At 63.3% G+C, this 26,041-nt stretch carries 21 protein-coding genes; 15 read left to right on the forward strand and 6 right to left on the reverse strand.

Annotated features, from left to right (window positions below; translation table 11 throughout):
- Positions 1 to 179: 179 nt before the first annotated feature.
- Complete coding sequence (gene bamA, locus BCY88_RS09115) at positions 180 to 2,489, reverse strand: outer membrane protein assembly factor BamA (RefSeq protein ID WP_183081323.1); 2,310 nt, start codon at positions 2,487 to 2,489, stop codon at positions 180 to 182.
- A 337-nt stretch (positions 2,490 to 2,826) separates the two neighbouring features.
- On the opposite strand from bamA, the gene BCY88_RS09120 reads away from it, so the two are divergent.
- The 3 genes from BCY88_RS09120 (at position 2,827) to BCY88_RS09130 (ending at position 5,847) form a co-directional block, all read left to right on the forward strand.
- Positions 2,827 to 3,018 (forward strand): hypothetical protein, encoded by a 192-nt coding sequence (locus BCY88_RS09120; protein WP_120343933.1) that lies wholly within the window; start codon positions 2,827 to 2,829, stop codon positions 3,016 to 3,018.
- Entirely contained in the window at positions 3,011 to 3,418 is a 408-nt protein-coding gene (locus BCY88_RS09125) for a hypothetical protein (protein WP_120343934.1), read from the forward strand. The genes BCY88_RS09120 and BCY88_RS09125 overlap by 8 nt, the downstream gene beginning before the upstream one ends.
- A 146-nt stretch (positions 3,419 to 3,564) precedes the next feature.
- Complete coding sequence (locus BCY88_RS09130) at positions 3,565 to 5,847, forward strand: LPS-assembly protein LptD (protein ID WP_120343935.1); 2,283 nt, start codon at positions 3,565 to 3,567, stop codon at positions 5,845 to 5,847.
- Positions 5,848 to 5,884: 37 nt separating this feature from the next.
- On the opposite strand, the gene BCY88_RS09135 is transcribed toward BCY88_RS09130, so the two are convergent.
- The 4 genes from BCY88_RS09135 to BCY88_RS09150 all read right to left on the reverse strand — a co-directional run bounded on the left by BCY88_RS09135 (position 5,885) and on the right by BCY88_RS09150 (position 9,842).
- Positions 5,885 to 6,382, reverse strand: a complete 498-nt coding sequence (locus BCY88_RS09135) for an Lrp/AsnC family transcriptional regulator (RefSeq protein WP_064265480.1) — start codon at positions 6,380 to 6,382, stop codon at positions 5,885 to 5,887.
- A 53-nt stretch (positions 6,383 to 6,435) separates the two neighbouring features.
- Positions 6,436 to 7,833 carry an aspartate aminotransferase family protein gene (locus BCY88_RS09140; protein ID WP_120343936.1) on the reverse strand — a complete coding sequence of 466 codons (1,398 nt, stop codon included), beginning with the start codon at positions 7,831 to 7,833 and terminating at the stop codon, positions 6,436 to 6,438.
- Between the two features lie 191 nt (positions 7,834 to 8,024).
- Entirely contained in the window at positions 8,025 to 8,951 is a 927-nt protein-coding gene (locus tag BCY88_RS09145; protein WP_120343937.1) for a 2-hydroxyacid dehydrogenase, read from the reverse strand.
- Between the two features lie 6 nt (positions 8,952 to 8,957).
- On the reverse strand, positions 8,958 to 9,842 hold the full coding sequence (locus BCY88_RS09150; RefSeq protein ID WP_120343938.1) for a GNAT family N-acetyltransferase: 885 nt from the start codon (positions 9,840 to 9,842) through the stop codon (positions 8,958 to 8,960).
- Between the two features lie 290 nt (positions 9,843 to 10,132).
- Between BCY88_RS09150 and BCY88_RS09155 the strand changes: the two genes are divergently transcribed.
- The 11 genes from BCY88_RS09155 (at position 10,133) to BCY88_RS09205 (ending at position 22,690) form a co-directional block, all read left to right on the forward strand.
- On the forward strand, positions 10,133 to 11,632 hold the full coding sequence (locus BCY88_RS09155; RefSeq protein ID WP_120343939.1) for an aldehyde dehydrogenase family protein: 1,500 nt from the start codon (positions 10,133 to 10,135) through the stop codon (positions 11,630 to 11,632).
- Positions 11,633 to 11,881: 249 nt separating this feature from the next.
- On the forward strand, positions 11,882 to 12,550 hold the full coding sequence (locus tag BCY88_RS09160) for a haloacid dehalogenase type II (protein WP_120343940.1): 669 nt from the start codon (positions 11,882 to 11,884) through the stop codon (positions 12,548 to 12,550).
- A 54-nt stretch (positions 12,551 to 12,604) separates the two neighbouring features.
- Positions 12,605 to 13,879 (forward strand): NAD(P)/FAD-dependent oxidoreductase, encoded by a 1,275-nt coding sequence (locus tag BCY88_RS09165; RefSeq protein ID WP_120343941.1) that lies wholly within the window; start codon positions 12,605 to 12,607, stop codon positions 13,877 to 13,879.
- A gap of 66 nt (positions 13,880 to 13,945) precedes the next feature.
- Positions 13,946 to 15,562, forward strand: a complete 1,617-nt coding sequence (locus tag BCY88_RS09170; RefSeq protein WP_120343942.1) for an ABC transporter substrate-binding protein — start codon at positions 13,946 to 13,948, stop codon at positions 15,560 to 15,562.
- A gap of 120 nt (positions 15,563 to 15,682) precedes the next feature.
- Positions 15,683 to 16,636 carry an ABC transporter permease gene (locus tag BCY88_RS09175; protein ID WP_120343943.1) on the forward strand — a complete coding sequence of 318 codons (954 nt, stop codon included), beginning with the start codon at positions 15,683 to 15,685 and terminating at the stop codon, positions 16,634 to 16,636.
- Complete coding sequence (locus BCY88_RS09180) at positions 16,633 to 17,580, forward strand: ABC transporter permease (RefSeq protein WP_120343944.1); 948 nt, start codon at positions 16,633 to 16,635, stop codon at positions 17,578 to 17,580. Before BCY88_RS09175 ends, BCY88_RS09180 begins: the two co-directional genes overlap by 4 nt.
- Positions 17,580 to 19,439: an ABC transporter ATP-binding protein gene (locus tag BCY88_RS09185; RefSeq protein WP_120343945.1), complete on the forward strand. Its 1,860-nt coding sequence runs from the start codon at positions 17,580 to 17,582 to the stop codon at positions 19,437 to 19,439. The genes BCY88_RS09180 and BCY88_RS09185 overlap by 1 nt, the downstream gene beginning before the upstream one ends.
- Positions 19,436 to 19,750 (forward strand): (2Fe-2S)-binding protein, encoded by a 315-nt coding sequence (locus BCY88_RS09190; protein WP_120343946.1) that lies wholly within the window; start codon positions 19,436 to 19,438, stop codon positions 19,748 to 19,750. The genes BCY88_RS09185 and BCY88_RS09190 overlap by 4 nt, the downstream gene beginning before the upstream one ends.
- Positions 19,735 to 21,105 (forward strand): FAD/NAD(P)-dependent oxidoreductase, encoded by a 1,371-nt coding sequence (locus BCY88_RS09195; protein WP_120343947.1) that lies wholly within the window; start codon positions 19,735 to 19,737, stop codon positions 21,103 to 21,105. The genes BCY88_RS09190 and BCY88_RS09195 overlap by 16 nt, the downstream gene beginning before the upstream one ends.
- Complete coding sequence (locus tag BCY88_RS09200) at positions 21,102 to 22,271, forward strand: NAD(P)/FAD-dependent oxidoreductase (RefSeq protein ID WP_120343948.1); 1,170 nt, start codon at positions 21,102 to 21,104, stop codon at positions 22,269 to 22,271. The genes BCY88_RS09195 and BCY88_RS09200 overlap by 4 nt, the downstream gene beginning before the upstream one ends.
- Positions 22,268 to 22,690 (forward strand): helix-turn-helix domain-containing protein, encoded by a 423-nt coding sequence (locus BCY88_RS09205; RefSeq protein ID WP_120343949.1) that lies wholly within the window; start codon positions 22,268 to 22,270, stop codon positions 22,688 to 22,690. Before BCY88_RS09200 ends, BCY88_RS09205 begins: the two co-directional genes overlap by 4 nt.
- Here BCY88_RS09205 and prpR read toward each other — a convergent pair.
- On the reverse strand, positions 22,647 to 24,629 hold the full coding sequence (prpR, locus tag BCY88_RS09210) for a propionate catabolism operon regulatory protein PrpR (protein ID WP_120343950.1): 1,983 nt from the start codon (positions 24,627 to 24,629) through the stop codon (positions 22,647 to 22,649). The two genes, BCY88_RS09205 and prpR, sit on opposite strands and share 44 nt — an antisense overlap.
- A gap of 288 nt (positions 24,630 to 24,917) precedes the next feature.
- Between prpR and prpC the strand changes: the two genes are divergently transcribed.
- Positions 24,918 to 26,041: bifunctional 2-methylcitrate synthase/citrate synthase (prpC, locus tag BCY88_RS09215; protein ID WP_120343951.1), on the forward strand; the 1,124-nt coding region annotated here is incomplete at its 3' end.

Raw genomic sequence — 26,041 nt, forward strand, 5'->3', positions numbered from 1 at the left:
TCAATGTCGGAGCAACGATGGTGAAATTGAGGAGACTTTGTGAAAACGGAGCAGGCGGGAGGCTGAGGCGTACTGAATGAGACCGCGAGCCGGTTATGGGCGGCTGGGCTCCCGGCGCGATCAAATGGCGGGTGGGATGCCCGCGGTCCTCATGCAACAACCGCGAGCGTTGTTGCTGGCTAGAACGATGTGCCGATCTGGAACTGGAATACCTGGTACTTGTCGGTGGCGTGTCTGACCACCGGGAAGCCGAGCGACAGCTTGAGCGGACCGATCGGCGAGATCCACTCGAGACCCGCGCCGTAGCTGTACCGCAATCCGTTGGCGCCTGTACTGTTGCCTTCGTTGCCCCAGACGTTGCCTGCGTCCAGGAAGGTGAAGACACGCAGCGTCCGGTCCCAGCCCGTGCCCGGCAGCGGGACCGTCATTTCGACATTGGCTACCACCATGCGCGAGCCGCCGATCGGGTCGCCGGTCGTCTGGTCGGTAGGCCCGAGCGAACCCGCCTCGTAGCCGCGTACCGAGCCGATACCCCCCGCGTAGTAATTCTTGAAGATCGGATACGCTTTTCCGGCGAAACCGTTGCCGTAGCCGCCTTGAAGATTCAGGCCGAGAATGAAGCCGCGCGCGAACGAATAGTAGTACTGCGCCTGAACGTCCGCCTTGTAGTACTGGGTGCCGCCAAGCGGCGTGCCCACCTCGCCATTGGTTTGCAGGAAATAACCGCGGCTCGGTACCAGGACACTGTCGCGATCGTCACGGGCCCAGCCTACGGTGAGCGGCACGTTGTTGACTACGTGGCCGAACTCGGCCACGTAGTCCTTATAGCTTTGCGGCGTGGAGGAATCGATGTCCAGCCGGTTCTGTTCCAGACCGACGCCGAAATAGACGGTATCGGCTTCGGAGAACGGAATGCCGAACTTCAGATCCGCGCCGACCGTGATGATCCGGAAACTCGTGTCGCTAAAGTTGTATAGAGGGTACGTGGTGCGATAGTAGACATCGGTGATCCGTTTGATGCCGTCCACGGTGAAGTAAGGATCGGTTTGCGTCACCGTCAGCGTGCGGTAGGTCTTCGCGGTGTTCACGTTCAATGCGAGGCTGGTGCCCGAGCCAAATACGTTGTCCTGCGATATGCCCGCGGAGAGCACCACTTCGTCCGTCGAGGAGTAACCCGCGCCGAGCGTGATCGCGCCGGTCGGCTTTTCGGTCACCTTGACGTCGACATCGACCTGGTCCGGCGTGCCTTCAACCGGCACCGTGGTCACGTCGACATCGGTGAAGTAGCCGAGACGGTTGACGCGGTCTTTCGACAGCGTGAGGCGGTTCGAGTCGAACCACGAGCTTTCAAGCTGGCGCATTTCGCGGCGGATCACCTCGTCACGGGTGCGCGTATTGCCGGACACGTTGATATGACGCACGTACACGCGGCGGCTCGGGTCCACCTGCAGCGTCACGTCGACCTTGTGGTGTTCCTGATCGATCTGCGGCTGGGCGTTGACGGTGGCGAACGCGTAGCCGTACTCGCCGAGTCTATCCACGATGGCCTTCGTGGTGGCCTGAAGTTTTTCGGCGGAAAAACGCTCGCCAGGTTTGATATTCACCAGTTTCGCCAGCTCCGGCTCGCGGTCGAGCAGATCGCCCGCGAGCTTGATCGACGACACCGTATACGGCTCGCCTTCGTGCAGCGTGACCGTGAGATACATCTCCTTCTTGTCCGGCGTAAGCGAGACCTGGGTCGACTCGATGTTGAATTCCAGATAACCCCGGTTCAGGTAGTAAGAGCGAATGTGCTCCAGGTCACCGGTGAGTTTGTCTTTCGCATACAGGTCGTTTTTCGTGTACCACGAGAACCAGTTCGGCGTGGACATCTGCATTTCGTCGCGTAAGGTGTCCGTGCTGAATACCGTGTTGCCGATGAAGTTGATCTGGCGGATCTTCGCACTCGGACCTTCCGCCACCGAGAACAGAATGGCCACCCGGTTGCGGTCGATCGGCGTGATCGTGGTGGTGACTTCGGCGGCGTAATAGCCGCGCGTCAGGTACTGGCGCTTCAATTCCTGCTCGGCCTTGTCGACCAGCGCTTTGTCGTAATAGCGGCCTTGCGAAAGCCCGACCGAATTGAGCGCCTTGGTCAGGTTCTCCTTGTCGAATTCATGAATGCCGGCGAAGTCGATCGTGCCCACTGCCGGACGTTCCTGAACCTGAACGACGACGGTGCTGCCTTCAGTCGAGATCTTGACGTCGTTGAAGAAACCCGTGGCATAGAGCGCGCGAATGGCGTCGGATGCCTTGTCGTCGCTAAACATGCTGCCTTGCTTGATGGGCAGATAGGCAAACAGGGTGCCGGGTTCGATGCGTTTGAGCCCTTCGATCCGGATGTCCTGCACGATGAACGGTTGTGCCGCGTGAGCCGACCCGGCGGTCAGCGTGATGCCGGCGAGCGAGAGCGCACCCGCGATACGGCTCGTTAAAGCTTGAAGATTCATCTTGGGGTTCTGTCCTGATGCAGCGCGCGAAGCGCAAACAAGAACGCTCGACAGCGAGCGATGCATTCGAAACGACGTTCCGTGGCTCTGGAAAGCGCGAAGTATAGGAGCGTGTTTCCCTGCTATCTGTTACGGAAAACTTTCCGCCCATTAGGGTTGCTAACCTGTGTATCGCGCCGGTTACTCGGGCTGGCGGGGATTGCCGTACAGGCTTGGAAATAATGCGTTACAGATCCGAAGGAAGCGTAGTGCGCGCGTAACCTGACGCGATTCTTGCGCTGCTATCGTCAAATGGTCGGCTTTTGCTACCTGCGTAGCACCATTTGGAGAACGGGTCATGATCGAATTTCTTTCACCAGCGATTCTTGAGGCTGTCTTGCGCGTCAGCTCTTCGCCGATCTTCTCGGCACGTCTGGCAATGGCGTCAAAGCGCATGCTGCGAGACGGGTCCGGCAACACGGTCACGAGCGCGCAGGGGCGGCCCGTGAGCCATGCCGCGTACACACGGGAGGGCGCACGCCGTGTCTGATCCGTCGACCTTCGTGCTGAACTCGATCACCGATATGCAGCTCACCGCGGATGGGCAATATCTGCTGATACACGGCAATCAACCCACCGCGGCGCTGCACCGTTCGGTGCTCAACGACCTGCTGGTGGCGCTCCCCAATGCAATCGAGCACGCCGACCGCGTGATTCATAACAATCAGGAGATGGGTTTCGCGCTGCATTGCCAGGGCTGGGAAGTCGGCAGGTTGCACGGCATGGAAATGGTGGTGATCCGGTTCCGTCTATCCGGCAGCGCGGGGCTTTCGTTTTCCTTGCCCGCAGAACAGATTCCGCATCTGCTGCAGGCGCTGGGCGGTGCCGCGAGAGCGGCGGACGCGGCAGGCGCGGCGAGTCCCCATTCTCACGACGTCACGCTCCAGTAGCGCCGCGCGCACTCAGCGCGGTTCATCCTGCCTCAGGTCAGGGCTTCTGTTCGCCTTGATGCGTCCGTTATCCTTTCCGATCCTTATCTGTTTTGATACTACGCGGTGTATTTCGACGCCTACGCTTAAGGCCTCTCGTTTCGTTCATGCTGGGTGCGGCCGGATGCGTGCCGCTTGCCGGATATGCACAACTGGCCGGGGTGTCCGCGATTCCGGAACCGCTCGACGGCGTCTGGGGCCTGCGGCTCGACCCGCAACTGACGGAACATCCTTTACGGGCGGGCGACAAGCCCGCCACTTCCGCTATCGCCGATTCGATCACTACCACGACCGGCACGGACGTTTCGCTGAAAGGAAACGCGCAATTGCGGCGTTATGCGTCTATCGTCCAAGGCGATGCGCTGCACTACGACGTCGATACCGACAAGGCCGATGCGTATGGGCACGTGCAACTGGTCGACGACGGCAATGTGTTCAATGGCCCGGACGCGCATTTCTACGTCGACGCGAATGAAGGCACCATCAGCGTGCCCAAATACCGCTTTCATCTGACTGGCGGCTGGGGCAGCGCTGAGCGCGCGGATCTGCTCGACAACGAGCGCACAGTCGTTCATCACGGTACGTACAGCACCTGCCAATGCGAGTCGGACCCTGCGTGGTATCTGAAGGCCTCGGAGTTCGACATGGATACCGGCAACGACGAAGGGATCGCACACTACGGCGTGCTGTTTTTCCAGGGTGTGCCGCTGCTGGCGAGTCCGTGGCTATCGTTTCCGTTGTCCGGCGCGCGGCGCAGCGGCTTCCTGCCGCCCACGTTCTCGATCAGTTCGACCAACGGCGTCGACGTCGAGTTGCCGTACTACTTCAACCTCGCGCCGAACTACGATCTCACGCTGACGCCTCGCATCATGTCGAAACGCGGCGAGATGCTGACGGCAGACTATCGCTATCTGCAGCCGAACGATTCGGGGTCGATCTCGGTTGCGTGGCTGCCGCACGATCAGATCACCAACACTGACCGCTATTCGATTGCGGTGAATCAGACCTGGAAGCTCGGTTCGGGCTTCGGTGCATACGTCAATTACAACCGGGTGTCGGACTCGGCGGTGGTCACCGACCTTTCGTCGGGCGTCGCGTTTCCGACGGGCTCCACCACGCTGTATCAGCAGGAAGCGGGTTTGACTTACTCGAACGGGCCGTGGAGTGTGCTGGCTCGCGAGCAGCGTTGGCAGGCTTTCACGAGCGACTCGACCTATAACCGCGAGCCGCAGGTCAATGTCCATTACGCGCGTTATAACGTGGGCGGCTTCGACTTCGGGGCTGAAGCGGATGCGACACGCTTCACGATTTCGACCGCGGATGCGACGCAAGGCAGCCGCTTCGTTTTCAACCCTTACGTGAGCTATCCGATCGAGCGCCCTGGATGGTTCATCACGCCGAAGCTCGCATGGCATTTCGCCGCGTATGACCTGACGACGATCGGATCGGATGCGCCTGCTGGTCAGCCGAAGACCTTCGATATCAACGTGCCGACCTTCAGCCTCGATTCGGGCATGCGCTTCGAACGCAACGTGCGGCTCTTCGGGCAGTCGTACATCCAGACGCTCGAACCGCGGCTGTTCTATGTGTACACGCCTTACCGCAACCAGTCGTTCGCGCCCTTGTTCGATACGGCGACGGCCGATTTCGGGCTGGCGGAACTGTTCATGCCCAACAGCTTCGTCGGCAATGACCGGGTCTCCGATGCCAACCGCGTGACGGCGGCACTGACCACGCGCTTTATCGATCCTGCGAGCGGCGATGAGCGGGCCCGTTTCGTTCTGGCGGAGCAGTACGATTTTCGCGCCCCCCAGGTGACCCTCAATCCCGGCGATCCTATCGGCACCGTGGCGCGCACGAGTGTGATTGGCGGCGCGTCGTATAAGCTGGGTCCGGGTTTTTCGGCGGAACAGGCCGTGGAGTACAGTCAGGCCAACCACTACCTCTCGAATGCGGAGATCGGTTTTGGCTGGTCGCCTGCTTCAAAGCAGGTGTTGAATGTCGCGTATCGCTACACGCGCGCCAACAGCACGCTCGATTATCAGCCGGTCAATCAGTTCATCGTGTCCGAGCAATGGCCGCTCTCGCACAATGTCGTCAGTGTCGCGCGGGTCAATTACGACATGAGCACGCATCGGCTGATCGCAGGCTTGCTGGGGCTTCAGTACGATTCGGACTGCTGGTCGCTTGGCGTGGCGTTCGAGAAATACACCAACGCCACCTCGACCACCTCGCCCAGCACCGGCACGCGTGTGCTGATGCAACTCCAGCTCAAGGGTTTTTCGCAGGTCGATAATGGCTTGCTCAATCAGTTTCGCGCGAACGTGCCGGGTTACACACCGGCGACGACGGGAAGCGAACCGGCTTCCCGCTTCAGCGACTATCCGTAACGGGGGAGTGGCCGGGCGTGCCCGCCCGGCTGCCGCACTAGTTATGGTTCTGCGAGAACAGTGTTTCGAGCGGGTAATGGCTCTTCACGAACGGCGACTTGATGATTACGTAGCTGAAGTACTTCTCGATGCCGATATCGCGCTCAAGCAACCCTTCGACAATGCTCTGATAGTGGCTCACGCTGCGCGTGACGAACTTCAGCAAGTAGTCGTAGCCGCCGCTCGCCAGATGGCACTCGACGATCTCGTCGACGTCCTTGATCGCGTTCACGAACTTGATGAAGTCTTCCCGCCGATGATCGGCGAGCGTGACTTCGGTAAACACGATCTGCACGTCGCCGAGCTTTTCGAGCTGGATCTGTGCACCGTAGCCGATGATGTAGCCGGCCTTCTCCAGACGCTTGACCCGGATCAGGCAAGGACTGGGCGACAGGCCGACCGCGTCGGCAAGCTCGACGTTGGTTATGCGGCCTTTCTTCTGCAACTGTGAAAGTATGCGCAGGTCAATCCGGTCCAGCTTGCAGTCGCTGCTCATCGTAACGTTGTCGCTCCGGCGATGGGTGAAGGGGGCTCGAAGAGTCCTCTACTCTAGCACGCAGTGGCATGAATTTTGACGTTCAGCGCGGCCCGGACATCGGCCTGCGCGAGAACGTCGTCGAGGGTCTTTTCGAGGCGCTCGAACATCAGATCGAACTCGGCTTCCGTGTACGACAGCGCCGGCGCAAAGCCCAGAATATTGTCGCCGAACGCACGGAAGATCAGACGATTTGCATACGCCGCCGTGGCGATCCGCTCGGACAGTTTCAGCGCCGGGTCGAAACCCGCCTTGCTGTCCTTGTCCGAGACCAGTTCGAGTGCGCCGAGCAGGCCGCGATGGCGCGAGTCGCCCACCAGCGGATGCGCGAGCAGCGCGTCGAGGCCGCGGGCGAAACGCGGGCCACGTGCCACACCGTTCGCGAGCAGACCGCCTTCGTGATAGAGGCGCAGCACTTCGAGACCGATGGCCGCGCTTACCGGATGGGCCGAGTACGTATGGCCGTGGCCGACCGCCGCTTCGGCGTCGCCGTCGGCAATGCCCTGGTAGATTTCGTCAGACATCAGTACGGCGCCCATCGGCGCATAGCCGGCGGTCAGGCCTTTCGCCACGGTCATCAGATCCGGTTCGACGTTTTCGCCCTGGCAGGCGAATAGCGGACCCGTACGGCCGAAACCGGTGATGACTTCGTCGGCGACGAACAGGATGCCGAGCTTGCGGCAACTCTCGCGCATCGCTTTCAACCAGCCGACCGGCGGCACGATCACGCCGCCCGATCCCTGAATCGGTTCGCAGAAGAAGGCCGCAACGTTGCCGGCGCCGAGTTCGGCCACCTTCGCTTCCAGCGCCGCTACCGAGGCGGCGATCAATGCGGCGTCGTCGGCGAAATCGTTGCGGTACGCGTACGGTGACGGCAGATGATGCTGGTTCGGCAGCGGCAGATCGAAGTTGCGGTGAAACACGGGCAGGGCGGTGAGCCCCGCTCCCATTGTCGAGGAACCATGGTAGCCGCGTTGCAGCGCGATGATGTGTTTCTTCGCCGGCCGTCCGGTTGCGTTGAAGTAGTGCGTGATGAAACGGATGGCCGAATCGACCGCGTCGGAGCCGCCCAGCGTGAAATACACGTGTTGCAGCGAAGCGGGCGACACCTCCACCAGCTTTTGCGCCAGTTCGATTGCCGGGGCTGAGCCGAAATGGAAATAGCCGGTCGCGTAAGGCAGTTTCTGCATCTGCGCGGTGGCGGCGTCGACAATGCTCTGCTGGCCGTAGCCCACATTCACGCACCACAGACCCGAGAAGGCGTCGAGCAGTTCGTTGCCGTCCGCGTCGCGCAGGAACGCGCCGCGGGCGGACTCGAGGACGGTGACGCCGCGGGCTTCGTGCGCGCGGTAGTTGATAACCGGGTGAATCAGATGCTTGCGGTCGGCTTCAATGAGCGAATGAATCGGCATGATGGGTTCTCGTCGCGGAAAGGGGCTGTTGACCGTTCCATACTACTGACCCACGACGATTGCCTGCTCACCTAAACAAATGTCTGAAAAGCGCACACGACGCGTTTTGATACGCGGCCTCAGCATTTTCTGCTGCGGACGCTGAAAAGCGCCGGCGGGCGGGTATTTCATTCAGCGCCGCGGCGCCGCGTTCAATATCCCTGCGTGCGGTCGATCTGACCGAGCATCGGCAGGCCTTCGCGATGGCGGCGCAGATTCTCGAGCACCACGTCGACGGCGCTTTCGGGCCGCGTGGCGCTGGCGATATGGGGCGTGATGCGCACCCGTGGATGCGTCCACAGCGGATGACCGGCAGGCAGCGGCTCGGGATCGGTGACGTCGAGAATGGCGCTGTGCAACTGGCCGCTGTCCAGTGCGGCCAGCAGATCGGGCTGGTTCAGATGCGGACCGCGCCCGGTTTGAATCAGCGACGCGCCGCGGGGCAGCTTCGCGAACAACCCGGCATCGAGCAGGCCGCGCGTGGCGGGCGTGAGCGGCAAGAGGCAGATCAGAATGTCGGTACGGGCGAGAAATTCATCCAGCGCGCCTTCGCCTGCATAACAATCGACGCCCGCAATCTCGCGCGGCGACCGGCTCCAGCCGGCGCAGGCGAAACCGAATAGCCGCAGCTTTTCCAGCACCGCCGTACCCAGCACGCCGAGCCCCAGTACGCCGACACGGCGCTCGCTGGCCGGCTTGAGCGGCAGTTCGCGCCAGACCTGTTGTTGCTGCTGGAGATCGTAATCGAACAGATCGCGATGAATCGTCAGTACGGCTTGCGTGACGTATTCGACCATCCCCTCAATAATGCCCGGCTCGATCATCCGCACGACCGGCACATGCGCCGGCACGCCTGACAGATCGAACTGGTCGATGCCCGCGCCGACCGAGAAAACGATTTCAAGGTTCGGGAAGGTGAGGGTGGGATCCTGCGGCGGTTGCCAGGCGGCGAGGTAGCGGATCGCGGCCGGATCGCCCAGATCGGGCCAGATGTGGAACGGCAGCTCAGGCGCTTTCTGCGCAAAGAGTTTGGCCCATTGCGCGCCACGCGCCGGGTCGGCTTTATAAAGAAAGGCCATGATGAATTAGCAGATCGCCTGGTTGATGATGCCGTATTGCAGATAGGTGCTTTTTTTGCCTTCACCGATAACATCGGCCGGCGTGGCGTGCCGAACCATCTTGACGACCGTATCCACCCGCGGAATCCCCAACTGCGTCAGCCATTCGGTCAGGCCGCTCTCGCCCGGCGTATCGATGCGTACGAACACGCCTTCATTGAGCGCCAGCCAGTGGCTGATCAATGCCTTGGCGCGGCTCGAATCCTCCGATGCGGGCGCGACCACCGGTCCGATCGCAAAGCCCTTGCCGAAGCGGCGAAACAGCGCGAAGCCGACCAGTTCGCCGTCGCGGTCGAGGGCGATACCATCGGCGGCGTTCAATAGTGCGGGCAGGACTTCGCCACGATCGAGGCCGCTTGCCTGCGAGGCCAGTTCGACCAGCCGCGCGGTATCGCTCGACCCGAGCGGGCGCAGCCGTTCCCCGGGCGGCAGGGAAACCAGCGGCGGCTGGAACGCTGCGCCCTGATGCTGGTCGAGCGTGCCGAGCGCGCGAAAGCCGAGTTTTTCGTACAAAGGCTGTCCCGCCGGCGTGGCGTGCAAAAACGTGATCCGGCCGCCGAGTTCTTCCAGCACCAGTTCCATCAGTTTTCTGCCAATGCCGCGCCCCTGGTTTGCCGGAGAGACGATCACCATGCCGAGCGAGGCCCGGTCGGCGCCGTATTTCCAGCACAACGCCGTGCCGATCATGCCGCTCGCGTCTTCCGCGACGAAACCTACGCCCAGAAGCGTCACGAATCGCCAGTCGTCCGCGCGATGCGGCCATTTGAGCTCGACGGTCAACGCGTGCGCGGCGGCGATGTCGTCCTGGGTGAAAGGTCGATAGGTAATCGAATCGGTATTCGAATCGGACACGCCGTGCTCCCTGAATGGCTGAAGGCTTACGCCGCCACTGTGTCATCCGCCGCGCGGTGTGACTAGGACGATCTTTTTATCCGGAGCGCTCGCCGGGGCCGCAGCGCGAATCGATGCAAAACGCTCAGTCTGGACGCTCATTACAGGCGCGTTCTGCTGCGCGGGGATTTTTGTCGGCGACATATGCCGCGCGTGCGGCTCTACGATTTTGTCATGGCGGCGGCGTGATTCTGACGCACCGTGGACGCACCGCCCGGGACCCACAGCCAGTCACACAGGAAACTTTTCTCATGGACAGCTTCAATCCGGACGACGTCGCGATTCGCAGCGGACATTTTATCGGCGGTGAATATGTAGAGGGGGACGGCCGCGACGGCGGGCGTCACATCGAGGTGGCGCGCCCTTCGGACGGCGTGACCTACGCCTCACTGCCGCTCGCCGACGCCGGGATGGTGGATCGCGCGGTGGAGAACGCGTGGCAGGCCTTCAGAACGAGCGGCTGGGCGCGCATGGCGCCGCGTGAGCGCGCCAAAATTCTGCGCCGTTTCGCCGAGCTCGTCGAAGCCGATGCGTCGTTCCTGGGCCGGCTGGAAGCGCTCGGTTCGACCCGTCCGATTGCTCAGGCTGTCGGTTGGGACGTGCCGTTCACCGCCGAAGGCATCCGCTTCTACGCCGAATTCGCCGACAAGCTGGGCGGCGACGTGGCGGCAACCGACCATGACCACCTCGGCATGACGATCGCCGAGCCGTATGGCGTGATCGCCGCCATCGCGCCGTGGAACTTCCCGCTGGTGATGGCTTCGTGGAAGATCGCACCGGCTCTCGCGGCGGGCAACGCGGTGGTGCTGAAGCCTTCGGAGATGACGCCGTTCTCGGCGTTGCGGCTCGCCGAACTGGCCGTGCAGGCCGGCGTGCCGGCAGGCATCTTCAACGTGGTGCAAGGGGACGGCCGTGTCACCGGAGACGAACTGGTGCGCCATCCCAAGATCAGCAAGGTCACCTTCACCGGTTCCACGCGTACCGGCGCCGCCATCATGGCGGCCTGCGCCCATAGCGGCACCAAGCCGGTCACGCTCGAACTCGGCGGCAAGAGTCCGCAGATCGTGTTCGCCGACGCCCCGCGTCTGGACGACGTGGCGCGGCGGATCGCGGGCGCCATTACCGGCAATGCCGGCCAGGTGTGCGTGGCGGGCTCGCGCCTGCTGGTCGAGCGAAGTCTCGCGGAGCCGTTGGCCGAGCGCATCGGCAAGATTTTCGCCGAGTTGAAACCCGGCGCCACATGGGCCGCCGGCACCACCTTGTCGCCGATCATCTCCGCGCCCCAGGCGGCGCGCATCGAAGGGATCGTCGGACGCACGCTGGAGGCGGGCGCGACGCTGCGCTACGGCGGCACGCGGGCTGACGGCGAGGCGGCTGCATTGACTGGCGCGTTCTACACGCCGACGCTGCTCACGGACGTCACCGCCGACTCCGAAGCCGTGCGCGAAGAAGTATTCGGCCCGGTGCTGACGCTGCAAACCTTCGACACCGAGGAGGAAGCGCTTTCGCTCGCCCAGCATCCCGAGTACGGGCTCGCCGCCGGCGTGCACACGGCCGATCTCGGCCGGGCGCTGCGCTTCGTGCGCGGGCTCGAGGCGGGGACGGTCTGGGTCAACCGCTATGGCCGTACCTCCGACTTCATGATCCCCACGGGCGGCTACAAGCGCTCCGGCATCGGCAAGGACCTCGGCCGCCAGGCCTACGAGGCAAACCTGCGTTTCAAGAGCGTGCTGATCGACCTGCGAGCCTGAGTGGACGGGGCTTCCAGCCCGGCCACCGCAGACTGTGCTGCGCGACGGCATCAAAACGCATGGTTTGTGTCACCGGCAGCGCATGAATCAGGAACATCTGTGTTTTTGCACTGATTAAATCTTTAACAGGGATTCACTTTTGCCGACAGGCGTTAGGGCAAAGCACCTGCTCCTGTCCCATGCAACACAGTTACCTTGCTTTCGCCACTGAGCTCGCTTTCGAGTTCACCACCACGATAGGACTGCACCATGATCGAATTCGAACCGAAATACATCACCTTCGACTGCTACGGAACGCTTACGAAGTTCCGCATGGCCGACATGACCCGCGAAATGTTCGGTCACCTGCTCAACGCTGAGGATCTGGAAAAGCTCGTGGCGTTCTACGCGGGCTATCGCCGCGACGAAGTGCTGGGTGCATGGAAGCCGTATCGCGACGTGGTGGTCAACGCGTTGCGCCGTGCCTGCAAGCGCATGAACGTGGCGTTCGACGAACAGGAAGCCGAGAAGGTCTATCTGGCCGTGCCGACCTGGGGTCCGCACCCGGACGTGCCGGAAGGTCTCTCGCGTCTGGCGAAAAAGTACAAGCTGGTGATTCTGTCGAACGCGTCGAATAACCAGATCCAGAGCAACGTGGACAAGCTCGGCGCGCCGTTTCACGCGGTCTTCACGGCCGAGCAGGCACAGTCGTACAAGCCGCGCATGCAGGGCTTTGAGTACATGTTCGACCAGCTGAACTGCAATCCGGAAGACGTGCTGCACGTGTCGTCGAGCCTGCGCTACGACCTGATGACCGCACACGACCTGGGCATCAAGCACAAGGCCTTCGTCAAGCGCGGCCACGAACCGTCCACGCCGTACTACCAGTACTACGAAGTCAACGACATTCCGCATCTGGCCGCGGAACTCGGCCTGTAAGCACCGTTTGCGCATGCGCCGCCTCGCTCATTGCCCATCTCAAGGACAGACCGGATGAAGCTCGATTCCTATTGGCTCGACACCGCGCCGCCGCTTCTTTCGGCGTGTGAGGGTCCGGTGGAGGGCCAGGCCGATGTCGTCGTGATCGGCGGCGGCTTCACCGGGCTGTCGGCGGCGCAGGCGTTGGGCAAGCGCGGCGCTTCGGTGACGGTGCTCGACGCGGGGCGCATCGGCGGCGGCGCGTCCGGGCGCAACGGCGGGCAGGTGAATACGGGCGTTGCGCAGGACTTCGTCGCACTGGTTGCGCAACTGGGTGTGGAGCGGGCCAGCGCCTGTTACCGGGCGTTTTCGGATGCGGTCGATACGGTCGAGCGTCTGATTCGCGAGGAAAACATCGATTGCAATTACAGCGCGACCGGCAAGCTGAAGCTGGCGTCGAAACCGCATCACCTGGCGCACCTGGAAAAGACGGCGGAGTTGATCCGGCGCGAAGTCGATACGGATATCGAATTAATCGGACGTGAACGGATTCGCAGCGAAGTGCAGTCGGACAGTTTTTACGGCGGACTGCTGCAACGGCACGGCGGCCAGATGCATATGGGCAAGTTCACGGTCGGACTCGCCGATGCCGCGGTTCGTCGCGGCGCGAAGCTGTATGAAAACGCGGCGGTCACCGCGATCGCGAAAGACGGCGCCGGGTTCAAGGTCACCAGCGCGCGCGGCGAAGTGCGCGCGAAGCAGGTGCTGATCGCGACCGGCCCGTCGCGGCATGGTCCATTCGGCTGGTATAGGCGGCGGCTTGCGCCGGTAGGTTCGTTCATCGTCGTGACGCAAGCGCTGTCGCCGGAACTGCTGGCGCAGGTGTTTCCGAACCGGCGCGCTTACACCACCACGCGCCTGATGCACAACTATTTCCGCGTGACGCCGGATTCGCGCCTGCTGTTCGGCGGACGGGCGCGCTTTACGGCGTCCGAACGGCCTTCGGACGCGAAGAGCGGAAGGATTCTGCAACAGGGGCTGGTCGCGATGTTCCCGATGCTGGCGAAAGCACGTATCGACTATTGCTGGGGCGGTCTCGTGGATATGACCGCCGACCGTCTGCCGCATGCCGGGCAGCACGACGGCATCTATTTTTCGCTGGGCTACAGCGGGCACGGCACGCAGATGTCGACGCATATGGGCCAGGTGATGGCCGACGTAATGGACGGCCACGAAGAGCGCAATCCGTGGCGCGAGTCCGAATGGCCCGCGATTCCGGGCCACACGGGCAAACCCTGGTTCCTGCCGCTGGTAGGGACGTACTACCGCATCAAAGACATTTTCTATTGATTCTTCATTGTTGTACTTGCCATTAAAACCACGCAGCTACCCCTGTCACCCTCGCGGAGAAGTTCGATGAATAAGGAAACCTCACAATATGACGCTCTCCAACTCGGCGCCGAGCTGGAGCGGTTGACGTCAAAAGGCGCATCGCGCCGCGGCGTGCTGCGCGCGATGGCCGCGGCCGGGATGATGTCGGTGACGGGCGCGGGTCTTCTGACTGCGAGCGGCGCGGCATTGGCGCAAGCGAAGCCGAAGCAGGGTGGCAAGATCCGTGTGGCGACGCAATCCGCTTCGGCCGCCGATACGCTCGACCCCGCAAAGGGCGCGCTCGGCACGGATTACGTTCGCGGCTTCATGTTCTATAACTGTCTGACCGAACTCGATTCGCATCTCGGCGCGAAGATGGCGCTCGCCACCTCGCTGGATACGAAGGATGCGACGGTGTGGGTGGCCAAGCTGCGCACGGGCGTGCAGTTCCACGACGGCAAGCCGTTCACGCCGGCCGACGTCGTGTATTCGATCATGCGCCATAAGGACCCGGCGACGGCGTCGAAAGCGAAGACGCTGGCCGATCAGATCAAGGAAGTGAAGGCGACGGGCCCGAACGAAGTGACGATCACGCTGGAAGGTCCGAACGCCGATCTGCCGGTCATTCTCGCCACCTCGCATTTCCAGATCATCAAGGACGGCACCAAAGACTTCAAAACGGCGGTCGGCACCGGCCCGTTCAAGGTCAAGGAATTCTCGCCGGGCGTGCGTACAGTCGGTGTGAAGAATCCGAATTACTGGAAGCCGGGCCTGCCGCACCTCGACGAAGTCGAATTGATCGGGATTGGCGACGAATCGGCGCGGGTGAACGCGCTGCTCTCGGGCGACGTGCAACTGATCAACTCGGTGAGCCCGCGTTCGACGGCCCAGATCAAGGGCGCCGGCGGTTTCGGCGTGCTGGAAACAAAGACCGGCGAGTACACCGACCTGATTGTTCGCGACGACGGCGGCATTACCGGCAACGACGATTTTCGGCGAGGCATGATGTACCTGCAGGATCGCGAGCAGATGCGCCGGGCGATCTTTCAGGGCTACGGAACGATCGGCAACGATCAGCCTATCGATCCGACCAACAAGTACTACCTGGCCGGTTTGCCGCAGCGCGCCTTCGATCCGGACAAGGCGAAGTTCCACTTCCAGAAGGCCAAGGTCGGCAGCGCGCCGATCCAGATCTTTGCCTCGCCCGCAGCGGAGGGCTCGGTTGAAATGGCGATGTTCCTTCAGCAGGTGGCGCCGCAAGCCGGTTTGAATCTTCAGGTGTCGCGCGTGCCGGCCGACGGTTACTGGTCGAACCACTGGATGAAGCATCCGCTGGGTTTCGGCAATATCAACGCGCGTCCGAGCGCCGACGTGATCTTCACCCAGTTCTTCAAGTCGGACGCACCGTGGAACGAGGCGAACTGGAAGAGTGCGAAGTTCGACCAGATGCTGGTTGCGGCGCGTGGCGAGCCGGACGACGCGAAGCGTAAGAAGATTTATGGCGACATGCAGGTGCTGGTGCATGAAACGGGCGGTGTCGGCATTCCGCTGTTCCAGAGTTCGCTCGATGCCTATACCTCGAAGCTCAAGGGACTGGGCTCGATTCCGCTGGCCGGTCTGATGGGCTTCATGTTTGCGGAAAACGTCTGGCTGGAAGCCTAACGCAGCTGCGCCCCACTCGCAGCAAGCGGTTACATCCGGCAACACCGGCAATACGCACACCGCTGTCCCGCGGTGTGCGGCTTTAACGGCAACTACGTTGCATGTAGGAGGCGACCTTCGATGAAAGCACACGCGCAACGACTCATTGCCGCGCGCCTTGGCCTCGCGCTGCTCACGCTGCTGCTGGTCTCGGCGGTCGTGTTCGCCATTACCGGACTGCTTCCCGGCGATGCCGCCCAGCAGGCGCTCGGCCAGGCCGCGACCCCGGAAGCCGTCGCGGCCTTGCGGCATCAATTCGGTCTCGACCAGCCGGCGCTGCAACGCTACTTCGAGTGGCTCATTCATATTGTCAGCGGTAACTTCGGCACCTCGCTGTCGAACAATCTGCCGGTCAGCGAGTTGATTGCCACGCGCCTGCCGAATTCGCTGGTGCTGGCCGGTTTGACGGCGCTGGTTTCGGTGCCGCTCGCTCTCGTAATCGGCATTTCGTCGGCGATGTTTCGCGGCTCGCTGCTCGACCGCACGCTTAACGTGCTGACGCTCTCGACGGTGGCCGTGCCCGAGTTTCTGATTGCCACCGTCGCCGTGCTGATCTTCGCCGTCAAGCTGCGCTGGCTGCCCGCGCTGTCCTATCTCTCGGAGGTCCATTCGTTCGGCGCGCTGTTGCGCATCTACGCGATGCCGGTGATGACGCTGTGTTGCGTGATCGTCGCGCAGATGGCGCGCATGACGCGCGCCGCGGTGCTCGATCAGCTCAATTCGTCGTACGTGGAAATGGCGATCCTCAAGGGCGCATCGCCCGCCCGCGTGGTGCTGCGGCACGTGTTGCCCAACACCATCGGGCCGATTGCCAACGCGGTGGCCTTGAGCCTTTCGTATCTGTTCGGCGGCGTGGTGATCGTGGAATCGATCTTCAACTATCCCGGCCTCGCGAGCCTGATGGTGGATGCCGTCACCAACCGCGACATGCCCCTCGTGCAGGGCTGCGTGATGGTGTTCTGCGCGGCGTATCTCGCGCTGGTGCTGATCGCCGACCTGTGTCAAATCGTATCCAATCCGAGGCTGCGTCGATGATGAGCCAACCTACCAATCCCCATGTTCCCCATGCGAGTACCGAACTGTACGACCTGGGTCCCGATGAGCCCGCTATCGAGCCGCCAGTCGTTGAAGCGGCAGCGCTCAGGCAGGGCATGCTGAAACGGCTGGTGCACCGCTTCTCCGTGCTCGGCCTGATCGGCCTCGTGCTGGTGGTGTTCTGGCTGATCGTCGCCTTCATCGGGCCGCTGGTCGCGCCGTACAAAGGCGGCGCGCTGACCTCGACGGAGATTTTCGGCAGCTATAGCACGGCGTATCCGCTCGGCACCGACTATCTCGGCCGCGACATGTTGAGCCGGATTCTCTACGGCGCGCGCTACACCGTCGGCCTTGCGCTGGCCGCCGCGGTGCTCGCCAGTGTGATCGGCACGTTCTTCGGTTTGCTCGCCGCGGTGTCCGGTCGCTGGGTCGATGAAATTTTGAGCCGCCTGTTCGACGCGCTGATTTCGATTCCGAGCAAGGTGCTCGCGCTCGTTGTGATCGCCGCGTTCGGCTCGTCGATCACGATGCTGACAACGGTGGCCGCGCTGGCCTATATCCCCGGCGCATTCCGCATTTCGCGCTCGCTCGCGGTGAACCTGATGGGCCTTGAATACGTTCAGGTGGCGAAGGCGCGCGGCGAGGGCATTTTCTATATCGCGCGTGTGGAGGTGCTGCCGAACATGATTTATCCGATGCTCACCGATTTCGGCTTGCGCTTCGTGTTCATCGTGCTGCTGCTGAGCGGGCTGAGTTTCCTCGGCCTTGGCGTGCAGCCGCCGAATGCCGACTGGGGGTCGCTGGTGCGCGAGAACATCGGCGGTTTGTCGGAGGGCGCGCCGGCTGTGTTGATGCCGGCGGTCGCGATTGCGACGCTGACCATCGGTATGAATCTGCTGATCGACAACCTGCGGCGTCGTGGCCGTAGCCATGGAGGTGCGTGATGACTGATCGGGCTGATCGGGCTGAGCGGGACATGATTGAGGTAAAGGGTCTGCGGGTTGTCGCGGGCGCGGCGCCGGGACCGGTGACCGAGATCGTCAAGGGTGTCAGTTTTTCGGTGAAGAAGGGCGAGGTGCTGGCGCTGATCGGCGAGTCCGGTTCGGGCAAGACGACGATTGCGTTGTCGCTGCTCGGCTATGCGCGGGCGGGGTGTTCGATCAGCAGCGGTTCGGTGCGCGTGGGCGAAGTGGACGTCCTGTCGCTCGATGCCAAAGGCCGTCGCGGATTGCGGGCGCGGACCGTGGCGTATGTCGCGCAGAGTGCCTCGGCGGGTTTCAATCCGTCGCGCACGATCATGGATCAGGTGACCGAACCGGCGTTGCTGCATCGCGTGATGTCGGCCGAGGCGGCGCGCAAGAAAGCGGTCGAACTGTTCCGCGCGCTTGCGTTGCCCGCGCCGGAGACAATCGGCGAGCGTTATCCGCACCAGGTGTCGGGCGGGCAGTTGCAGCGCTTGATGGCCGCCATGGCGTTGATCACCGATCCGGCCGTCGTCGTGTTCGACGAGCCGACCACCGCGCTCGATGTCACGACGCAGATCGAGGTGCTCGCGGCCTTCAAGAAAGTGATTCGTGAGCTCGGCACGACCGCCGTGTACGTGTCGCACGATCTGGCCGTGGTTGCGCAGATGGCGGATCGCATCGTTGTGCTGAATGGCGGCGCGGTGAAGGAGAACGGCGCGGTCGCGCAGGTGCTCGATGCGCCCGTGGATGCTTACACGCGTCAACTGCTCGCGGCTACGCGACGCCCGGAAGTGGAGCTGGTGACGCCGCAGGTCGGCAAACACATTCCGCCGCTGCTCGAAATTCGCGGACTCGCGGCCGGTTACGGACGCGTCGACCGTTTCGGCGCACCCGCCGTGCGTGTGCTCGACGACGTGAGCCTCTCGATCCCGCGTGGCAGCACGCTCGGCGTGATCGGCGAATCCGGCTCCGGCAAGACGACGCTCGCGCGCGTGGTGGCCGGTCTGGTCGACCGTGCGCGCGGTGAAGTGTTTTTCAACGGCACGCTGTTGCCGGCGCAACTGTCGCGCCGTACGCCTGAGCAGTACCGGCAGATCCAGATCGTGTTCCAGAACGCCGACACCGCGCTGAATCCGAGCCACTCGATCGCCGATATCCTGGGTCGTCCGCTTGCGTTCTATCACCATCTGCGGGGTGCGGCTGCGCAAAAACGCATGCTGGAATTGCTCGATCTGGTGAAGCTGCCCGCCTCGATTGCCACGCGTACGCCCGCTGGACTTTCCGGTGGCCAGAAGCAGCGCGTGAATCTGGCGCGCGCGCTGGCCGCCGACCCCGCGCTGATCCTCTGCGACGAAGTCACCTCCGCGCTCGATACGGTGGTCGGCGCGGCGATCCTCGACCTGCTCGCTGAATTGCGCCGCGAGCTCGGCGTGTCGTACATGTTCATCAGCCACGATATCTCGACCGTGCGCGCGGTTTGCGACGAAGTCATCGTGCTGTACGCGGGGCAGCGCGTGGAAGCCGGGCAACGCGATGTGCTCGCGGCGCCGCCCTATCACCCGTACACCGGTTTGCTGGTCGATTCGGTGCCCGCCCTGAAACCCGGCTGGCTCGACGCGCGCCGCGCGGTGGGTTGTGCGGCGCTGCCGCCAATGGGCGAGAGCGCCAATGTTGCCGAGTTGTGCTCGTTCCGTGCACGCTGCCCGGTCCGCATCGACGGGATGTGCAATGTCACGCCGCCGTCGTTGAAGAAACTGCCGTCGGGTGCGGAGATTCTTTGCCATCATCCGGCGGCTGAACTGAACCGCTTGCAGACCGCGGAGGCGACCCCGGCATGAGTGGACGATTTGTGCGGCTTGCGGAGACGGGCCGCAAGACCTTTCCGATTACCGTGGACGGCGTTGTGCGTGAAGCCGCCGAGGGCGACACCTTGATGGTCGCCTTGCTGACCGGCGCGAGCACGTTGCGCGATTCGGAATTCGGCGACGGCCGCCGCGCCGGTTTCTGTTTGATGGGCGCCTGCCAGGACTGCTGGGTGTGGACCGCGCAAGGCGAACGTATGCGGGCGTGCAGCACACCTGCGGCGCCTGGCATGTCGATCGTGACGAAGCTGGCTGAAGCCGGGGAGGGCATATGGCCCCGCGTGTAGTGATCATCGGCGCCGGGCCGGCGGGCGTGCGCGCCGCGCAGACGTTGGTCGAAGCGGGGCTGCGGCCGACGGTCATCGACGAAGGCCGGCGTGACGGCGGGCAGATTTATCGGCGGCAACCGGAAGGGTTTTCGCGCAGCTACGAGACGCTGTACGGCACTGAAGCGGAACGCGCCGCTTCGCTGCATCAGAGCTTCGATGTACTGAAGGGCAAGATCGAGTATCTGCCGGAGACGCTGGTGTGGAATATCTCGCCGAACGCAGTGCACCTGGCGAGCGGCACGCGCTACCAGACGCTGCCGTTCGATTCCCTGATTGTTTGCAGCGGGGCGACGGACCGGCTGATGCCGGTCAAGGGCTGGCATCAGGCCGGCACGTATAGCCTCGGCGGCGCGCAGGTGGCGCTGAAATCGCAGGGCTGCGCGATCGGCTCGCGCATCGTGATGATGGGCAGCGGTCCGCTGCTGTATCTCGTGGCCGCGCAATACATCAAGGCGGGCGCGCAGGTGGCGGCCGTGCTCGACACGTCGACCTTCATGCAACGATTGACTGCGTTGCCGCGTCTGCTGGCGATTCCTGCCGCCCTCAGGAAGGGAATGGCACTGACGCGCGTGCTGACGAAGGCTCGCGTGCCGGTTCATCGCGGCGTGCTGCCGGTGGAAATCAAAGGCTCGCCGCAAGACGGTGTGAGCGGAGTGGTGGTTGCGTTGCCTGGCGGCAAGCAACTTGAATTCGCGTGTGACGCTGTCGCGCTCGGGTATCACCTGCGCCCGGAGACACAGCTTGCCGACCTCGCGGGGTGCCGCTTCGTGTTCGACGACAACGCGCGGCAGTGGCTGCCGCAAATCGACGAGGACGGCCGTAGCAGCGTCAAGGGTGTCTATCTGGCGGGCGATGGCGCGAGAGTGCGCGGCGCGGATGCGGCCGAACGCTCGGGCCGCCTCGCGGCAATGGCCGCGTTGCGCGATCACGGCATGCAGGTCGAAGGCGTCGAGTCGTTGCGCGCCGAACTCGCGCGTTTTACACGCTTTGCAGCCGGCCTGCGGGAAGCCTTCCCCTGGCCCGCAAAATTCGCTGCCTCCTTGCCGGATGAGACGATCATCTGCCGCTGTGAAGCCATTACAGCCGGCGAACTGCGTCGCGTCGTGCACGCGGCCGGCGCGCAGGAGGCCAATCGCGCGAAGGCCTTTTCGCGTGTTGGCATGGGGCGTTGTCAAGGGCGTTACTGCGGCCACGCCGGCGCGGAAATCATCGCGGCGACGGCTTCGGTGCCATTGTCATCGGTGGGGCGGCTGCGCGGGCAGGCGCCCGTCAAACCGCTGCCAGTCGCGCTCACCGAGGAGGTGGGCGAATGAGCACGACGACAACCAATGAGGCCGATGTCATTGTGATCGGTGGCGGCATCATGGGCACGACGACCGCCTTCTTTCTGCGTCAGCGTAAGCGTTCGGTGATTCTGCTCGAGCGCGGACTCACCGGGCAGCAGGCGAGCGGCGTGAACTTCGGCGGCATTCGCCGGCAGGGCCGCGCGCTGCCGCAACTCGCGATGTCGAACCGCGCGCTGCGTACGTGGCAACGCTCGAAGGACCTGCTCGGCGAGGACATCGAGTTTCTGGCCTCGGGCCATACGCGCGTGTGCTATCACCAGAAAGACGTGGAGAATTTCGATCAATACGCGATCGATGCCCGCGCTTACGGTCTCGATCTCACCGTGCTGCACGGCGACGCCGTGTTCGAACGTTTTCCGTTTCTCGGGCGCGAGGTGCTGGCGGCTTCGATTTCGCCGCTCGACGGTCACGCCAATCCGCGTCTCGCCGCGCCCGCGTTTGGCCGTGCGGCCGCGCGGCTCGGCGCTCAGGTGATCGAGAACACCGAGATTGTGCGCGTCGAAAAGGACGGTGAGCGGTTTCGTGTGGAGAGCGCGCGCGGCGACGTGTATCGGGCGGCGCAACTCGTGATTTGCGCGGGCGCGTGGGCGAGCCGTCTCACCGAACAGTTCGGCGAACCTGTTCCGCTCGTCGCGAGTGGACCGCAGATGGCCGTGACCGAACCGGTGCCGTATGTGTTCAAGTCGTCGATGGGGGTGTTCACCTCGATCAAGGAAGAAAGTATCTATTTCCGCCAGATTCCGCGCGGCAACATCATTGTCGGCGGAGGGCCAGGCGGCCCCGCGGATGCCGTGACGTGCCGCGCTTCGGTCGTGCCGCGCAATACCGTGCGGCAAGTCGCGCAGCTGCGGCGGCTCGTGCCCGCGCTGGCGCCGCTGCATGTGATCCGCGTGTGGAGCGGCGTGGAAAGCTATCTGCCCGACGGCGAACCGGTGATCGGGCCGAGCAGCAAAGTCGACGGTCTGTACTATGCGTTCGGTTTCTGCGGCTCGGGTTTCCAGATCGGTCCGGGTGTCGGCGAGACGCTGGCCGAACTCGTCGATACGGGCAGCACGCCTATTCCGCTCGAGGTGTTTTCCGTCACCCGGTTCGTGGGGCAGGCCGCGCTCCGCCCGAGCATCGCCACGTCATGAAACAGTCCATCAGCCTCAATGCCGCCCGGACGTTTATCGAAGACCATTTCGACGAACCGGTGACGCTCGCGCAACTCGCGGCGCTGTCCGCGCTCAGCGTGTCGCGCTTCGCGACGGTATTTCGTCAGCAGTACGGTTCATCGCCGTATCGCTATCTATGCGGGCTGCGGATTCAGCGGGCACAGACCTTGTTGCTCGAGGGCATGCCGGGATCGGTGGTGGCGACCGAGGTGGGATTTTTCGATCAGAGCCATTTCGGCCGGCATTTCAAACGATGCTGCGGAATGACGCCCAGCATGTTCATCGCGCGTGCCCGCGCAAGCGCGGCGAAGAGCACGGCGAAGAATGTAGCGAAGCAGGGCAGCGTGGCGCAGGCTACGATGCCGCGTTCAGCTTCCGCCATAACGTCGTCTTGCTGATACCGAGCGCCTGGCAGACCGCATCGCGATCGCCGTCGCAGGCGGCGAGCGCGGCGCGGATTTCATCTGCTTCCACGTGACGGCTGCGTTCGCGTAAGGTCAGCGCCGCTTTCTTCGAGCTTGCGCGAGGCGGCTCGAAGATTTCGGGTGCGACGGTGCGCAGTATCTCGCGCGTCAAGACGGGTTCTGCTGCGCCGGTCGTGTTCGTGGCCTTATCCGCACTGGTATCCGCGTCGGCCAGTTCCACCGCAATCCGTTCGATCACGTTCTGCAGTTCACGCACGTTGCCTGGCCACGTATAACGTTCGAATGGTTCGCTGAGGCCAACGAGGATGCGCCGCGCGGCAGCCGCATCGGGCAGCCGGGCCGCCAGCCTCGGCTCGCGTGAAGCAGCCTGCAGCAGCAACTCGATTGCGAGCGGCAACAGATCGCCTTGCCGCTCGCGCAGCGGCGGCAGCGCGATGCTCAGAATGTTGAGCCGGTAGTACAGGTCCGCGCGAAAACTGCCCGTTTCGATACCTTCGGTCAATGCACGATGCGTCGCCGCGACCACGCGGATGTCCACGCGCGTCGGCTCAGTCGAACCGAGCCGCACGACTTCGCGCTCCTGCAGCACGCGTAGCAGACGACTCTGCAACGACAGCGGCATCTCGGCGATTTCGTCGAGAAACAGCGTGCCGCGGTGCGCCACTTCGATCAGCCCCGCCTTGCCGCCTTTGCGCGCGCCGGTGAACGCGCCTTCTTCGTAACCGAACAACTCGCTCTCGAGCAAGGCCTCGGGAAACGCGCCGCAATTGATGGCGACGAAGGCGAAGTCGCGCCGGGCGCTGAGCTGATGCATGCTTTGCGCGACCATCTCCTTGCCGGTGCCGCTTTCGCCGAGAATCAGCACGGTGGCGTCCGATTTGGCGTAGCGCTGCACGAGCGCGCGGACCCGTTCGATTGAAGCGGATGCGCCGACGATATCGCCAAGCTGATAGCGCGCGCTGAACTGCTGCACGCGCTGCCGCGAGCGCAAGGTGCGGTCGAGCCGCTCGACCGCGCGTGATTCCTGAAACGTCAGTACGGTGCCGGGTGCCGAGTTGCTGCTCGCGAGCGGCCCGCGATGCACGACATAGCTCGCGCCCCGCACCGTGCAGAACGCGTCGCCTTCCGAGTCCGGCAGGCTGCCGGCGAGATCGGGCGCGATCTCGAGCAGCGCGCGGCCCACGGCCTTTGCGGCGTCGATGCCGAGCACGCCGGCAAGGCGCTGGTTCATGGCTTCGATGCGCCCTTGCGCATCGAGCGCCACCACGCCGTCGCGCAAATGCTGCAGCAGATTGTCGAGCCGCTGACGGCGAACTGTTTCGCGGCGGGTGGCCTGGGCAACTTCGAGTGCGGTGTCGAACGCGGCGCGTACCGATGCGCGTGAGTACAGAAACACCGCGCTCATGCCGGCATTCGCCGCGAGATCGGCGATAAGCCCTGGGCCGACCACGGCGTCGATACCGCGATCGCGCAGATCGAGAACGACACTCTCCGCGTCCTGCGCCGATTGATAGGACGCAAATGTCACGTCGATGTCGTACGCGGTGATGAAGCGCCGCACTTCGTCAGGCGTGTCGCCGTGCGTGACGAGCGCGACCTTCGCGCCGTCGCGCCGTGCTCGCGCGAGCGCGTGCATGACGTCGAAACCCGTCGGGCCGATCAGCACGACCGGTACGCTGACGCGTGTTTTCAAATACGCCCCGTTGGAGCCGCCCGCAATTACGACGTCCGGACGCCCGGCGCCGACCGTGTCGATTTCATGCACGGCGTCTTCAAAACCATGCGCGACGATGCGCAGATCGGCGCGTTCGACGTATTCGCCGGCAATGTCGAAAAACAGATCGCGCAGGCGGCTGATACTCACGGCCCAGATGCGGGGGCGCTGCGCGGGATCGAAGGGCGGTGTGCTCACGGCGTGCGGCGCAGTGTTGGCGGAGGGGATAGAGGATCACAAGTGCGTCTATTATGCACCCGTCATTTTCGATTTTGAAACTATCGATTTCACTTGTGAAATCTGAGGGTGCGATGCCCAGGCGACGATTTTTTGTTAAATCAGGCACTTAGCGATCGCCGCGGCGCATGGCCCATTCTTTGCGTTATTGGTTTCCGTTTTCACCGGTCATCGCATTGAAACCCCGTAAGACAAGCTCGGCGCGCTAATTGCCGCACGAACGCCACCCCCGCAGTTGGAGACAAAATGATGAGTGAAGCCGATAACAGCACGCCGAACGCAGGCGCCTTCAAACCGAAGAAATCCGTCGCCCTGTCCGGCGTGACGGCGGGCAACACGGCGCTGTGCACGGTCGGCAAGACTGGCAACGATCTGCACTACCGCGGCTACGACATTCTGGACATCGCCGGCGCCTGCGAATTCGAAGAGATCGCCTATCTGCTGGTCCACGAAAAGCTGCCGACCCAGGCCGAACTGAGCGCCTACAAGACGAAGCTCAAGGCGCTGCGCGGCCTGCCCGCGAACGTCAAGGCCGCGCTGGAATGGATCCCGGCCGCCGCGCACCCGATGGACGTGATGCGCACCGGCGTCTCGGTGCTCGGCACCGTGCTGCCGGAGAAGGACGATCACAACCTGGCGGGCGCGCGCGATATCGCCGACAAGCTGATGGCCTCGCTCGGCTCGATGCTGCTGTACTGGTACCACTACTCGCACAACGGCAAGCGCATCGAAGTCGAAACCGACGACGACTCGATCGGCGGCCACTTCCTGCACCTGCTGCACGGCGTGGAGCCGTCGAAGGCGTGGGTCGACGCGATGCACGTGTCGCTGAACCTGTACGCCGAACATGAATTCAACGCCTCGACGTTCACTGGCCGCGTGATCGCGGGCACGGGCTCGGACATTTACTCGGCGATCACCGGCGCGATCGGCGCGCTGCGCGGCCCGAAGCACGGCGGCGCCAACGAAGTCGCGTTCGAAATCCAGTCGCGCTACCAGACGCCTGACGAAGCCGAAGCGGACATCCGCAGGCGCGTGGAAAACAAGGAAGTGGTGATCGGTTTCGGTCACCCGGTGTACACGATCTCCGACCCGCGCAACAAGGTCATCAAGGAAGTCGCGAAGAAGCTCTCGAAGGAAGCGGGCAACCTGAAGCTGTTCAGCATCGCCGAGCGGCTGGAAACCGTGATGGCGGACGCGAAGAAGATGTTCCCGAATCTCGACTGGTTCAGCGCGGTGTCGTATCACATGATGGGCGTGCCGACGGCGATGTTCACGCCGCTGTTCGTGATCGCCCGTACAGCGGGCTGGAGCGCGCACATCATCGAGCAACGGATCGACAACAAGATCATCCGGCCGAGCGCGAATTACAC

This window comes from Paraburkholderia fungorum (assembly GCF_003610895.1).
Taxonomy (GTDB): domain Bacteria; phylum Pseudomonadota; class Gammaproteobacteria; order Burkholderiales; family Burkholderiaceae; genus Paraburkholderia; species Paraburkholderia fungorum_B.